Source organism: Myxococcus sp. AS-1-15 (assembly GCF_020037055.1).
Classification (GTDB): Bacteria; Myxococcota; Myxococcia; order Myxococcales; family Myxococcaceae; genus Myxococcus; species Myxococcus fulvus.
The window spans coordinates 820,508-833,404 of record NZ_JAIQDF010000002.1 but is presented as its reverse complement, the minus strand read 5'-3'; the positions used below and the strand labels follow the sequence as shown (position 1 = coordinate 833,404).

General features: G+C 73.5%; 11 protein-coding genes. 2 read left to right on the top strand and 9 right to left on the bottom strand.

Going from position 1 to position 12,897, the window contains the following annotated elements; translation table 11 throughout:
• Nucleotides 1–44 precede the first annotated feature (44 nt).
• From K8625_RS09185 to K8625_RS09175, 3 genes are all read right to left on the bottom strand, one after another.
• Nucleotides 45–1,079 (bottom strand): trypsin-like peptidase domain-containing protein, encoded by a 1,035-nt coding sequence (locus tag K8625_RS09185; protein WP_223782449.1) that lies wholly within the window; start codon nt 1,077–1,079, stop codon nt 45–47.
• 210 nt (nt 1,080–1,289) lie between these two features.
• Nucleotides 1,290–3,710, bottom strand: coding sequence for an alpha-2-macroglobulin family protein (locus tag K8625_RS09180; protein WP_223782448.1), 2,421 nt, complete (start codon nt 3,708–3,710; stop codon nt 1,290–1,292).
• Complete coding sequence (locus K8625_RS09175) at nt 3,707–6,805, bottom strand: MG2 domain-containing protein (RefSeq protein WP_223782447.1); 3,099 nt, start codon at nt 6,803–6,805, stop codon at nt 3,707–3,709. Before K8625_RS09175 ends, K8625_RS09180 begins: the two co-directional genes overlap by 4 nt.
• 107 nt (nt 6,806–6,912) lie before the next feature.
• Here K8625_RS09175 and K8625_RS09170 point away from each other — a divergent pair, with 107 nt between their 5' ends.
• Nucleotides 6,913–8,106, top strand: coding sequence for a hypothetical protein (locus tag K8625_RS09170; protein WP_370640321.1), 1,194 nt, complete (start codon nt 6,913–6,915; stop codon nt 8,104–8,106).
• On the opposite strand, the gene K8625_RS09165 is transcribed toward K8625_RS09170, so the two are convergent.
• Both K8625_RS09165 and K8625_RS09160 read right to left on the bottom strand, forming a co-directional pair.
• Nucleotides 8,107–8,388: a hypothetical protein gene (locus K8625_RS09165; RefSeq protein ID WP_141332980.1), complete on the bottom strand. Its 282-nt coding sequence runs from the start codon at nt 8,386–8,388 to the stop codon at nt 8,107–8,109.
• 83 nt (nt 8,389–8,471) lie between these two features.
• On the bottom strand, nt 8,472–8,666 hold the full coding sequence (locus tag K8625_RS09160) for a hypothetical protein (protein WP_046710946.1): 195 nt from the start codon (nt 8,664–8,666) through the stop codon (nt 8,472–8,474).
• Between the two features lie 230 nt (nt 8,667–8,896).
• Here K8625_RS09160 and K8625_RS09155 point away from each other — a divergent pair, with 230 nt between their 5' ends.
• A complete protein-coding gene (locus K8625_RS09155; protein WP_141332979.1) occupies nt 8,897–9,106 on the top strand; it encodes a hypothetical protein in 210 nt (69 codons plus the stop codon).
• 57 nt (nt 9,107–9,163) lie between these two features.
• On the opposite strand, the gene K8625_RS09150 is transcribed toward K8625_RS09155, so the two are convergent.
• The 4 genes from K8625_RS09150 to K8625_RS09135 form a co-directional block, all read right to left on the bottom strand.
• Nucleotides 9,164–9,553, bottom strand: coding sequence for a hypothetical protein (locus K8625_RS09150; RefSeq protein WP_223782446.1), 390 nt, complete (start codon nt 9,551–9,553; stop codon nt 9,164–9,166).
• A 193-nt stretch (nt 9,554–9,746) separates the two neighbouring features.
• Nucleotides 9,747–10,421: a hypothetical protein gene (locus K8625_RS09145; RefSeq protein WP_223745877.1), complete on the bottom strand. Its 675-nt coding sequence runs from the start codon at nt 10,419–10,421 to the stop codon at nt 9,747–9,749.
• 124 nt (nt 10,422–10,545) lie between these two features.
• Entirely contained in the window at nt 10,546–11,346 is an 801-nt protein-coding gene (locus K8625_RS09140) for a nucleotidyltransferase family protein (RefSeq protein WP_223745876.1), read from the bottom strand.
• Between the two features lie 161 nt (nt 11,347–11,507).
• The gene (locus K8625_RS09135) at nt 11,508–12,413 is read right to left on the bottom strand and encodes an AEC family transporter (protein ID WP_223782445.1); all 906 of its coding nucleotides are present in this window, start codon (nt 12,411–12,413) and stop codon (nt 11,508–11,510) included.
• Nucleotides 12,414–12,897: the final 484 nt, after the last annotated feature.

Below are 12,897 nucleotides of genomic sequence, written 5' to 3'. Positions count from 1 at the left end.
CGACGATAGCAGGCGCGCCCCCCGCCTCCAGTTCACACCCGCCCTCACGTCCAGCCGAGCAGCGCCTTCACCTCCGGGGACAGCCCATGGCGGATGGTGTCCGTGGGGATGCCCTCGTTGTGACCAGTAGCGGACGGCATGCGCGGCCCACCGCTGTGATGCAGCGCGACGAGCCGCAGCTCCTGCGTGAAGCAGGGCGCCCCCGAGGAGCCCGGGCTCGTGGACGTCCGATAGGACACCCGCGTGCGCGAGGCGTTGACGCCCAGGAACTCGTCCAGCGCCACGCTCATCGGCTGCCCCTCCGGGTGCTGGACGATGAGCGCCAGCTGGCCAGGGATGATGGGCGTCGGCTCCTCGGGCAACTCCAACCAGCCCCGCGGCGCGTCCTCCACCTGCTCGTCACCGGGCGAGCCCTCCACCTGGAGGAAGGCGTAGTCGAGCTCGCTCACCATCGCCTCCCTCGGGCGCGGGTGCATCAGGTCCGCGGGGCTGTACGGACTGCGCGCGATGCAGCGCTTCACCACGTACTGCCTGCCCGGCTGCAGGAGCGTCCGGTCCGGCAGCACCTTGTGGTCGAAGCGCACGCGCAAGGACTCCAACAGCCGGTTCTCGATGACATGGAAGTTGGTGAGCACCACGTCGCGCGACACCAGGAAGCCCGTGCCCAGCGAGGCCCCCACCACGGGCTCCACCCGACACACGCGCCGCTCGATGGCGGACAGGCGCTTGCGCCACCCGTCCGCGGCGCCCTGCTCCCACGTCGGGCCGACGATGCGCTCCAGGCTGCGACGCGGGACGCTGCGCTGCACCGACGCGAGGTAGCCCTGCATGAAGCGATTCAGACGGGGATGGCGCGGCTGGGCGCCGTGCATGCCCGTCACCAGCTCGCGCGTCCACCCCTCCGACTCCGCGCGGAGGATGAGCCCCGACGCCCGCTCCCTCGGGCCTCCCCTGGGCACGAGCAACTCCAAGTCCCGGTGACAGACATTGGCCACCACCCGACGCAGCTCCTCCACCGAGGGGAAGGCCCCCAGCAGCGCCAGCAGCAACTCGTCTCTCTCCGCGCCGTCGAGCTCCATGGTGCCACCCGTGAAGAACCGCTGACGAGGCCTGCCCCGGCCCGCCGCCGCCGCCGTGACGCTTCCGTATTCTCCGCACGGCGCGACGGGATTCCCAGTGGAAGCAGCCCGCATGCCCTGACGTGCAGGGCCCCACCGGCTGGCAGGACACCCCACCCCCCAGCCCCAGCCCCTGGGGCCCGGGGCCGGGAGTCCACGCGGACACCGGTCTCAGCGCACCGCCCAGGTGGCGGGAGGTACGTAGGAGACCAGGTCCGGCCGAGCCTCCACGCGCAGCGACGACGCGCCCGTCTGGAGCGTGCCCCCCAGCGTGGGGATGACACGGAAGCGCGCCTGGAAGGGTGCCCCCGGACCGCGCGGCGGCAGCTTCAACATCACCGCGCCGTCCTCGGACGTCCACGAGGACACGCTGCCAGAGGCCACCAGGGCATCCAGGCTCGCCGCGTCCACCTGCGCCCCCGCCGGCAGGCCGTGCCGCAGCTCCAGCGCGAGCCCCGAGGGCGTGGTCGCCTGCACCGTCACCTCCACCGGCTGGCCCACCTTCGCCTCCTGGGGCGAGGCCACCGCCAGCTCCAGCCCTCGCGCGTCCTCCTTCGCCCACGGCACCGCGGCGGACAGCGCCAGCGCGAAGCCCAGCCCCGGCACCGCTGGCTCCGCGCGCACCGTCCACGCGTGCGCTCCGGCCGAGCCCGTCGCCGGGGCCTCCATCACCAGCACCTCGCGCAGCGCCTTCGCGTCGTAGGTGCCCTCCGTCACCGCCTGGCCGTCGCGCTCCAGCACCACCCTCACCCGCGCGGGCAGCGGCTCCTTGAAGAGCGCCACCACGGCCCGCAGCGCCAGCCGGTTCGCGCGGCCGCTGCCCCAGCCCGTCGACGGCGCGTAGCCGGACAGCAGCGACGCGCCCAGGTCCGCCAGGGGCGCCTGGGGGTCTCCTTCCAGGCCCAGCACCGCGAGCGCCGTGGCCTCCGCCTCGGTGGGGGACTGGCCGTTGGCCGCCACCACGCCGGACTCCACCGGCAGGTACACGGCGCCGTCCTCGCGCTTCTTCAGCGCGTCGCGCACCTGCGCCCGCAGGGCCTCCCGCAGCGAGCCCTTCACGACGCCGCTCGACAGCAGCGCCGCCGCCGTGTAGCCGTCCTTCACGTGCGCCCGGTTGCGCTCCAGCGCGCCCTCCGCCAGCGCCGTGAAGCGCGAGGCGCGCCGCTGTCCCGCGGGGCTCCCCGACGCCGCCACCACCGCGCGAGCGCAGTCCGCCGTGGCCACCAGCAGCCGCTGCAGCGTCCAGCCATCACCGCCCTGGCACGTGCCGTCCGGCCGCTGCGCCTGCGCCACCCAGCCCGCGAGCCGCTCGCCCAGCCGCGCCAGCACCGGGTTGTCCGGATGCGCGAGCGCGCCCTCCACCAGCAGCGTCCCCGTCGCCACGTCCGGCGTGCGCGACATCCTCAACGCGCGCTGCGTGGCCCGCGCCACCAGGACACGAATCGACTCCGCGTCCACCAGCCCTCCCGAGGACTCCGGAGGCATCGCCACCCGGCCCTGGCTCGGCGAGAGCGCGGAGCGCACCACCTTCGCCGCGTCGGGCTCGCCCAGCGCCGTGAGCAGCTCGGGCGCCTTGCCCGCGAGCAGCAGCGCGTGCGCCACGTCCTCCACGCTCTCGCGCGCGCCCGCCGACGACAGCTCCGAGCGCAGCACGCCGAGGCCGCCCGGGTACACCTGCAGCCGCACGCGCTCACTGCCCTCCTGCGCGTCCGCGGGGCCGGTGAGCGACAGGGTGCGCGGCGTGGCCAGCGTGCCGCTGCGCGTCTGCACCACCGGCCGCCCCGTGGGCCAGACCTCCAGCGGCCGCTCGACGCTGTCCGCGTCCCCCAGCGACGCGCGCACCGCGACGGGCCCGGGGCCCGAGACGCGCACCGTCACGTACTCCACCACGCTGCCCCGGGCCGGCACGCGCACGGTGCGAAGGCCGCCCTCCACCACCGCGCCCGTCGCGGCCACCTTCAGCGGCGCCTCCACGGCGGACTCCGTGGTGTTCACCACCTGCACCGGCACCCGCGCGGTGTCCCCCGCGCGCAGGAAGGCCGGCACCACCGGGTCCACGTACGTGGGCAGCGTGCCCGCGAAGCTCGTCACCGCGCCGGCCTGCGCGCCCGAGCGAGAGTGCGCCAGCGCCAGCACCCGCCAGCGGGTGAGCCGGTCCGGCACGCGCACCGGCAGCGTCGCGGCGCCGGAGTCGTCCGTCAGCACCAGCGGCTCGAAGAGGAACGTCTCGGGGAACCACGCGCGGCTCGGCGCGCCCTCGGCCTGGGGCGAGGCCTCATCCTTCATCGGGCCCCCTCGCGAGGCGCCCTTCTTCTTCGCGCCGAAGGCATCGTCCAGGCCGCCGACGGCCACGGCGCCCGGGGCACCGCCCTCCACCTCCTCCATCACCGGCTCGGCCAACGCCTCCATGGGCGCCGGGGCGGCCTGGGCCTTCATCGGCGACTGAAGCCTCACCATCATCTCCGGCTCGGCCGAGCCGCTCAGCGCGTCCGCCGACATGCCCATCAGCGGCCGCGCGGCGAAGAGCGCCCCGAACACCGCCACCACGCCCGCGATGAAGCACACCACTCCGACGATGACCGTGCGCTTCATGGCGCCTCCCGGGCAACCCACGCGTTCCAGTTCTCCACGTCCTCCGGCAGCCGCGTCCCGCGCGACACCACCGCGCGCGGGTCCGTCAGCTCCAGCAGCGCCTGGGGCAGCCGCGACAACCGCAGCCGCTGGCCATACGTATCCGTCACCTTCTCCCCGCGCGCCTCGCACGCCGACAGCGCCTGGGCCCACAGCTTCGCCAGGCCCTCGGGCGCCAGCGTCTCGCCCTCGGGCGCCTTCTCCTCCCACTCACGCACCCGCGCGTGCAGCTCCCCGAGCACCGTGTAGAAGGGCTCGGTCAGCTCCACGTCCGGGTCGAACTCGCCCACCTGCAGGCCCCGCACCCGCGTCTCCGTGTCCACCAGCGTGGGCACCGAGCTGACCCGCAGCAGCGCCGCGGCGGCCGCGTTGGAGCCGCGGATGCGGCCCTGCGCCAGCGCCACGCCATCCAGCACCCCGAAGGCGGGCGAGGACACCGCCGGCGCGGGACGCAGGCTCGCCAGCGCGTCGCCCCCCGGCAGCGGCACCAACTGCCCCAGCGTCTCGTCCACGCCGACCAGGCCCACCGCCGCCGGGCCGTCCTTGCCATCCACCCGCGTGCGCACCAGCAGCCGCGCCAGGTCCCCGGGCGCATACGCCGGCTTCTCCGGCGACACCTCCACGGACAGCCGCGCGCGCGGCGCCACGTACACCCGCGCCCGCGTCCCCGCCCACTCGGCCTCCGCCCAGCCCTCGAAGTCGTCCGGCAGCCGGAAGCGCGCCGAGGTGGCGCCCTTCTCCAGCTTCGTCACCAGCGTCTGCTTGCCGGCCTGGAGCCGCAGCTCCTCGGGCAGCTTCCCCTGGAAGGACGGACCGCGCATCAGGTCGATGCGCACCTCGTCGCCACCGCGCGCCAGCACCGGCGTCGCGCGCAGGCGGAAGGGCGGCAGGCGCGCGGGGCGCAGCAGCCACTTCGTGTCACCCACCGGCTTGCCCTCCACCGTCGCGACCACCTTCAGCTCGTAGCCCAGGAAGGTGGTGGCCTGTCCCTCGCCGTCGTCCTCCCCCTCACCTCCGGCGGGGTGGACGGTGAGCTCGGCGATGCCCATCGCCTCCAGCCCCGCGTCCTCACCGGAGCCGAAGGCGGACGCGGAGGCCTTCAGCCGCGAGAAGCGCTCCTGGATGCACGCCACCGTGGACGCCCCCAGCTCGCTCTTCACCCACGGCCGCGAGGACCAGGACGTCGTCAGCGCGCCCTTCGCGCCCAACCTCCAGGTGAGCGACATCGGGAAGAGGCTGCTCGTGGACTGCGTCGAGGACACACAGGCGCGCGCATCCCGGGCCGCCGTGCCCAGCGAGTCCATCAACGCCGTCGCGGTGCCGAAGGCCGGATGCACCGCCAGCTCCACCCACGGCAGCCCCGGGTCCTGCACCTCGAGGCTCAGGGCCAGCATCCGCTCACGCCCCGCCGGCAGCGCACGCGTGCGCACCGCCTGGGCCAGACACCGGGACAGCGCGTCGTTCGCGCCCACCACGTCCACCACCGCGCCGCCCGTGCCCACGCGCACGGCCAGCGGCACCTCGCGCACCGGGTCCTCCGGCAGCACGAAGCGCGCGCACGGCAAGAGCGCGGGCAGCCAGGCCTCCACCGCGACGCGGTCCTGGAGCGACTCCTCGCCGTCCTCCTCCAGGAGGCTGCGCACCTCCGTCAGCGTCACCGACGGCGCCGGCGGCGGGCGGCGCACCGGCATCGGCGGCACCACCACGTTGACGGGCGGGCCCGGGTCCAGCTGGAACGCGGCCACGCCGTCCTCGTCCGTCACGCCCCGGACGCCCTCGTCCTGGGGGTCCCACGCGCGCGTCACCGTCAGCTCCGCGCCCGGCAGCACCCGCCCGTCCGGCGTGGTGGCTCGCAGGTACACGCGGTTGCTGAAGCCCTCCACCAGCCCGTCCTCCAGCTCCGTCACCGACGACACCGCGAGCGCGTCCTCGGACAGCAGCAACGACACGCCGCTCGCGACGCGGTCCCCCGCCGCGTCCTTGGCCACCACGCTCGCGGACAGCCGCGCCTGGCCCCGCAGGTCCTCCGGCACGCGCGGCAGCGTCACCTGGAAGCGGCCCGCCTTGTCCGTACGCGCCTGGCCTGGCAGCCCGCCCGTGCCCCACTCGGGGGGCGGCGGCCACGCGCCCGAGACGTCCCACGACAGCTCCACCTCCGCGTCCGCCACCGGCGCGCCGGACGCGTACACCACCTGTCCCTCCACCTGGGGCACGTCGCCCGCGCGCCAGTAGGGGCGGGGGCTCTGCGCCTCCACGCGGAAGCGCGGCAGGGTGAACGGCTTCACCGTGAACTGCGCGCGGGCCACCGTCTCGCCGCTCGCCCACTCCACCGTCCACGCTCCCGTGGGCGCGCCCCGGTCCAGCGGGAAGCCTCCCGCGACGACGCCCCACGGCCCCGCGGGGGCACGCTCCTCGAGCACCACCTCACCCGAGGGGTCCTTCAAGAACCACGTCCCGGGCCGCCCATCCAGCGGCGCCAGGTCCTTCGCGCGCAGCGCCACCGCGCGGAAACGCACCTCGTTGCCGGGCTCGTACAGCGGCCGGTCCGTCAGCACGTGCGCCACCGCGGGCGCATAGAGCGGCAGCGGTATCTCCACCGTGTCCTCGCCCAATGGCGTGGAGAGCCGGGCGCTCAGCCGGTAGTCACCATCCGGCACGTCGGGCAGCTTCACCGTGGCCCGCGACACCTCGCCGCCGTCGCGCTTCCAGGGGCCGTCCTTCTCGGGCGTCAGCGGCGTCTCTTTGCCCTCGGCATCCACCAGGAACAGCGACACCGAGCCGCGCCGCACCCGCGCCGTCATCCGCTCGCCCCGCGAGTCGATGCCGTGCGCATCCGCCCACGCGAAGACCTCGCCAGGGAGGTTCCGACCGAGTCCCTGCGCACCCAGGCTCACCGTCTGACGCAGCGTCCCCACCGGACAGCGCGCGAGCTTCACGCCTCGCAGCATCCACGTGGACACGCACACGTCCCACGCCGTGAAGGCCCACAGGCCCACCAGCAGGAACGCCACCAGGCCCCCCGTCAGCCATGGACGGCGTCGCAACCGCTCTGTCATGCATCCTCCCCGAGTCCCTACTGTACGCCGGGAAACCCCCAAACCGTTCCCAGCGTCCGTTTTCGCGTACACGGCACCCATGCGGTAGCGTCGAGCGCTCCATGCCCGTGTCGCCACCCAAGCCCCGCGCGCCCCGTGTTCCCCAGGATGCCCTGCCCTCCCGCCTGGAGGCGCTGCTGCATTCGCTCACGGACCGACACCTGGCGGACCGGCTGGAGCGCGTGCACCGCGCGGCGGCGGTGGCCATCGACCGGCTGGGGCACCTGAGCATCGCGAAGTACGAGCCCACCACGGTGGAGCCCGAGGGCGGCGCGGACCTGGCCCTGTGGGAGACGATGGCGCCCGCCATCGGCGACACGCTGGTGGGCGTCAACCAGCTCGTCACCGCCATCCACCACGAGTTCCCCCCGCCGCCCACGCGAGGCGCCTCGGACGGCGGCTGGGCACCTCCCCCGGCCAGCTCCGACGAGCGGCTGGCGCAGGAGGTGGAGACGGTGCTGCATGCCATCGCGGAGCGGCTGTCCAAGCGCGTGTCGGAGCTGGGCCAGCAGATGCGGCGACCCGAGGTGGTCAGCGACCAGTGGACGCTGATGGCGAAGCTGCAGGCCTTCCGCGCGGACTTCCGCGTGCGCATCGGCGACCTCGTCTACCTGACGGCCGCGGCCTTCGAGGACGTGCGGCGCGAGGACGTGGTGCCCGGCTACGTGCACCAGGTGGGCGCCCGCGCGGCCCTGCGCGCGGCGGCGGCGGACCTGCGCCGCTCGCTGCAGGGGAGACTGGAGCGCGCGGCCAAGGCGGAGGCGCCGTCACGGCCCACCTTGGCGAGGCAGGCGGCCGAGAGCCTGTCCGCGTTCATCACCCTGCCCGCCTCGGTGGCGCTGCGCACGCCGCAGAAGCAGCACGTGCTGACGCTGCGCGCGCGCATCCAGGAGGCCGCGGGCAGGAGCGAGCTTCCCGCGGAGGCGCTGCCGGAGCTGGTCGAACCGTTCCTCGGCTTCCTCGACGAGGCGATGGACGAGGTGACGCGCACGTGGCTCACCGTGCATGACCGCGAGCTGTGGGCGTCGTGCGGGGCGAAGCTGGAGCAGGCGGAGATGCACCTGACGCTCGGCTCGCAGGGCGCGGCGCGCGTGCTGGCGGACGCGGTGGACACGGCGGCGGCGCTCTACGGCCGCTCGACGCCCTTCGACGGCTTCCTGCGCAAGGCGCGTCAGGAGGCCGCCGAGGGGCTGGACGAGGCGGGCTCATGGGGCCTGCTCGAGCGCTTCCGCGAGCGCCTGGCGGCCCTGCCCTTCAGCTGACTACTTCGGCTGCGTGTCGGCGGGCAGCGCGGGCGCCTCGGGCTTCGGCGGCAGCACGCGCAGCTCGTTGAAGCGCTCCGCCAGCGTCTGCGGCGTCAGCTCCTCCTGCCACTGCTTGGGGCTGGTGTTCCAGCCGAAGTCCGCCGGCACCTTGCCGCCACCCTGGCTGCGGTAGCCAATCATGTCCGGAAACTGCGTGCTCCAGCGGCCCGCGGGGTCCGGCTCCTGGGTGATGTGCTCCCGGTTCGGGCGGTGGAGGAAGTTCTTGCTCGCGTCGCTCATGGCACAAGCCTCTCCGAAACCCGGCCCCAAGGGTAGTGGGAAGCCACGGTGCCCGGCTCCCCACGCCCGGGCACGAGGGTTCCTCAGGCGGCCTTCCGGGCCTTCCCCCGTCGCACGGGCGGCCACACCCGGGGGCCGAGCTCGAAGATGGCCGCGAAGTAGCGCGCCTGCGCCTCGCTCGCGTACCGGTAGCGCCTCACCTCGCCGTCCGAGGTGACGACCTCGACGCCCCACCCCTTCTTCTCCTCGCGCACATCCACACGCTCCACACCACCCATGCCCTCCCCCTCTCGTGTTCCCGGCGCGGGGCAGATCAATCCACGTGCCAGTCGCGCCACGTCGGAGCCGGGGGTTGCGATGTCGTCAGGACGTCACTCGCGTCCGAGCCCGTAAGGAATGCAGGTGCGCTCGCCTGTCCGCCTGCCTCTTGCGGGGGGAGGGCCAGGAGGATGCGGGTGGCCTGGTGCGGTCTGCTTGTGCCGCGCGATTCCTGCGTTACTTGTGGGACATGACCGAAATCGAGAGCAACCTCGGCGAGCGATTCGCCGAATTCGTCCTTCCCGACGGCTGCGTGCTCTGCGGCGGAGCGGTGAGCGTGCGCGCCACTCCCTCCGGCGCGAACAGCTACTGCGCGCACTGCCACTGGTTGTCCAAGCCGCGCATGCGCGTGAAGGACAACGGCGTGGAGCTGTCCTTCGGCGCGACCGCCACCGCCTGAAGTCTTTCTTTCGCGTCGAGCCCGAGAGCGGGCTCGACGCATCCACCTGCCGACGACTCAGGACGCGCTACACGCCCACTGGCCCGTCGGCATGCAGTAGCAGTTGCCCGCGCGGCGGTTGATGCAGCACGAGCGCGTGCCGCCCACCGGTGAGCAGGTGCGTCCCGCCAGGTACGAGCAAGCGCTGTTGGGCGACAGGCAGACGCTGGGAATCGTGGGGAGGCAGATGTTGTGCAGCCCGTCGCACTCCACCGACTCCCCCGGGTAGGTGTTGCACGTCGTGCCCTCGCACGTCACCGTCGAGCCGTTCGGACACGTCGTCGAACAGACGACCGCGCTCGAAACCTGCCCCAGCGTCTCCTCCTCCGGCTCCACGGCTCCGGTGCCACCGCAGGCCAAGAGGCCGGACACGACGAGGGCCGACAACACACCCAGGCACAGCTTCATGGTGGGACTCCTTCTTCCGCCAGGGATGGGCCCGCATGCCCATCCACGCGCCGACGTGCGCGAGCGGAAGTCAGGGATTGAAGCACGGGCCGCGCGGAGACTCCCGCGAGTGCCACGTGACTCACCATGACGGATGCATCTGGATTGCACGATTCCGCGCGGAGCGGCTCGACCGGCCCGCACCGGGCCCACCTCAACGCCGAGGTGTCTCGTTCAGGCCAGGCCCCTCCAGCGTGCGCCCGGTGTTCGCGGGCGCCTCGCGCGGCGGGGCGGGTGGCAGGCCCTTCGCGGAGAGCAGCAGCGACAGGAGCGCGGCCTGCTCCGCGGTGTCGAGCGCGAGCACCGTCTCCGGCAGGCTCAGCGTGACGGCGGTCGGCTCGCCCTCCAGGTCCGGCTGACAGGTGCGCCACCCGGTGTAGCGGCCCCCCGCCACCGTCAGCGAGTAGCTGCACCCGCCCACGTCCCCGGAGATGCCCACGGGCGAGAAGACGAGCGAGGTGGGCCAGTTCGACAGCTCACCGTCCACGCGCATGCCCTGCTCGGAGGAGAAGCGCGACAGCTCCAGGCGCGTGTCCTCCACGCCCACGCGCCCCACGATGGGGCCCCGTCGCCAGCCCAGCTCCACGTCGCCGCCGCGAAGCTGGCCACGGAAGGACGCACCCGTGCGGCGCAGGTCGAAGCCGCCACCGCTCAGGCGCTCCTTGCCCAGGGAGATGGCGAGGGACTGGTCGCCCACCTGCAGGCGGATGGGCCCCGAGCGCTGGGAGGTGGCGAGCTGCGCGCTCGCGGGCGCGACGACGCCGAGGGACAGCAGCACCGCGCCGAAGCGGCCGAGCGCGCGTCGGGGTCCTGACGGGGAACGGGCCACGGGACACCTGCCTTGTTCGCGAAGGGACACTGGAAGCAAGGTAGGGCCGTGAGCCCGGAAGGCACATGGGCCCACGACTCGGGGGCTCGCACGGTGGGACGTGGAGCCCCCCGAGTGAGGGCGCTCAGTGGGGCCCGTGCAGGCCCGGCGCCTCGCCGCTCGCGACGGAGTCCGCCTCGCGCTGACGCTCCTCCCTGTCCCAGCTGTGCCCGTCCTGGAAGCCCCACTCGTCCACGTCCACCTGGTAGCTGACCTTGGACAGGATGCGCCCCCGGCAGATGCGCTCCTGCCAGTTGCCGGCGTCCACGGAGCCGTTCGCGCGCGAGAGCAGCTCGCGCATCAACCACTCCGGCACGGTGGCGCGGTCGGACGGGTAGGCGAAGCGGAAGAAGAGCAGGTGCGAGAGCAGCACCTCCCAGTACCGGTCGAAGCGGCGCAGCAGGCGCTGCCAGTCGAACGTGGGCCCCGCCTTGAGCAGCAGGTGGGTGAGCTCATGGCCGTCGAAGCGCTCGCGCTCGAGGACGAAGGCCTTGCTCCAGAAGATCTCCTCCGCGGGCGGGACACGGCACGGACAGCCCAGCACCTGGGCCGGCACCGCGTGCTCGAACCACGCGTCATCCACGGCGGTGAAGCCGTTGCCGGAGCCGTAGATGAGGTCGACGAGGAAGTCCTCCCAGAAGGCCTTGTGCAGCCAGCCGTGGACCTCGCTCTCGGTGCGCCACTCGTGGCGCGCGAGCATCTCCACGGCGCGGTCCCCGTCCTTGCGATGCAGGAAGAGGTCCAGGTCCTTCGTGTCGCGGTAGAGGCCCGTGTAGTGGGCGAAGGCGTAGGCCCCACCCACGAGGAACGGGATGCCTGCGTCGGTGAGAAGTTGGATGGCGTAGGTGCGCGCGCCCAGCTCCGCCACGGAGCGCCGCACTTCCATCCGCCTCGGGTCTCCTCCGGGTGCCCCGGAAGCCTTCGGTGGTTGCTCGGCCATGACGGAAGATAGGGGAGCTGCGGCTACACGTCAGTGAGCCGTCCGCGCACCCGCCCGCAGAGCAGGCGGGCAGACCAGACGCCCGCTCACCTCCCCCCGAGGATGACTCAGCGCACCAGCCACAGCATCACTGGCGCGGTGACGAAGGACAGGGGGATGCCCACGCCGACCATCAACACCGCCAGCTCCGGGTCCAGCCGGTGCTCGGCGGCCAGAATCGCCGCGCTCACCATGGGCGCCATCGCCGCCTGGAGCACCGTGGCCTGCACCACCATGGGCGACAGGCCGGGCAGGGCCCACAGGCCCAGCATCACCACGCCCGGCACCAGCACCAGCTTGTAGAGCAGGCCCAGGGACAGCGCCGGCAGCCGCGCCTTCACGCCCGACAGTCGGAGCTGCAGGCCCACGGAGAACAGCGCCAGCGGAGTGAGCAGCGCGCCCAGCCGCTCCAGCACGGAGTCCACCCAGACGGGGTAGCCCACGGGGCGCAGGAGCAGCGCCAGCACCAGCGCCACGAACGGTGGGAAGGTCGCCACCTTCTTCGCGAGCGCGCCCAGGGGCAGCGCCACCTCCGCGCTCGCCCTCGCCGCCGCCAGCGTCGCGAGCGTGGACAGCACCAGGAACGAGCCGAGCTGATCCACCACCACCGCCACGGCAAGCCCCTCCGAGCCGAGCAGGGCCTCCGCCATCGGCAGGCCCACGAAGGCCGTGTTGCCCAGGCCGCCCGTCAGCACCAGCGCGGCCACGGACTCCTTGGACAGCCCCAGCTTCGGCCCCAGCCACCGGAAGAACGGCCCCGCCGCGAGGTAGTACAGCCAGGGCACCACCGCGGCCACCAGCAGCGACGGCACGAACTCCAGCCGGTGCATCACGCGCAGCACCAGCGCGGGCAGCGCCACGTACAGCACGAAGGTGTTGAACGGCCCCGCGGAGCCCTCCGGGAACTTCCCGCTCCGGCGGGCCAGCACACCCAATACCAGACACGTGCCCAGCAACCCGATGACCTGACTCATGACGCCCACGCCCTCCGGCTTCGCCACCGTCCCACCCCTGCCTCGCGGGCGATGACGTCCCGCGCTGATAGCGCGCAGGGCGGGCCCACGCCAGCGCCCTCGCGACCCAACGGCGCCAGCGCCACCATGGGCCCACGCCACCGCGCTCACTCACAGGCTCCGGCAAGTTCAGCCGCGCCAGTGTCCGCGAGGCCCGCGCCCCCCGCGCTCACTCATAGGCTCCGGCAAGTTCAGCCGCGCCAGTGTCCGCGAGGCCCGCGCCACCCCGCGCTCACTCATAGGCCCCGGCAAGTCAGCCTCGCCAGTGTCCGCGAGGCCCACGCCACCCCGCGCTCACTCATAGGCCCCGGCAAGTTCAGCCGCGCCAGTGTCCGCGAGGCCCACGCCACCGCGCTCACTCACAGGCTCCGGCAAGTTCAGCCGTCAGTGTCCGCGAGGCCCACGCCACCCCGCGCTCACTCATAGGCCCCGGCAAGTCAACCGC

Excerpts from the sequence above, each read along its gene's own strand:
- K8625_RS09185 (WP_223782449.1), bottom strand. The coding sequence starts at position 1,079 with ATGGAGCTCGACGGCGCGGAGAGAGACGAGTTGCTGCTGGCGCTGCTG.
- K8625_RS09180 (WP_223782448.1), bottom strand. The coding sequence starts at position 3,710 with ATGAAGCGCACGGTCATCGTCGGAGTGGTGTGCTTCATCGCGGGCGTG.
- K8625_RS09175 (WP_223782447.1), bottom strand. The coding sequence starts at position 6,805 with ATGACAGAGCGGTTGCGACGCCGTCCATGGCTGACGGGGGGCCTGGTG.
- K8625_RS09165 (WP_141332980.1), bottom strand. The coding sequence starts at position 8,388 with ATGAGCGACGCGAGCAAGAACTTCCTCCACCGCCCGAACCGGGAGCAC.
- K8625_RS09160 (WP_046710946.1), bottom strand. The coding sequence starts at position 8,666 with ATGGGTGGTGTGGAGCGTGTGGATGTGCGCGAGGAGAAGAAGGGGTGG.
- K8625_RS09155 (WP_141332979.1), top strand. The coding sequence starts at position 8,897 with ATGACCGAAATCGAGAGCAACCTCGGCGAGCGATTCGCCGAATTCGTC.
- K8625_RS09150 (WP_223782446.1), bottom strand. The coding sequence starts at position 9,553 with ATGAAGCTGTGCCTGGGTGTGTTGTCGGCCCTCGTCGTGTCCGGCCTC.
- K8625_RS09140 (WP_223745876.1), bottom strand. The coding sequence starts at position 11,346 with ATGGAAGTGCGGCGCTCCGTGGCGGAGCTGGGCGCGCGCACCTACGCC.
- K8625_RS09135 (WP_223782445.1), bottom strand. The coding sequence starts at position 12,413 with ATGAGTCAGGTCATCGGGTTGCTGGGCACGTGTCTGGTATTGGGTGTG.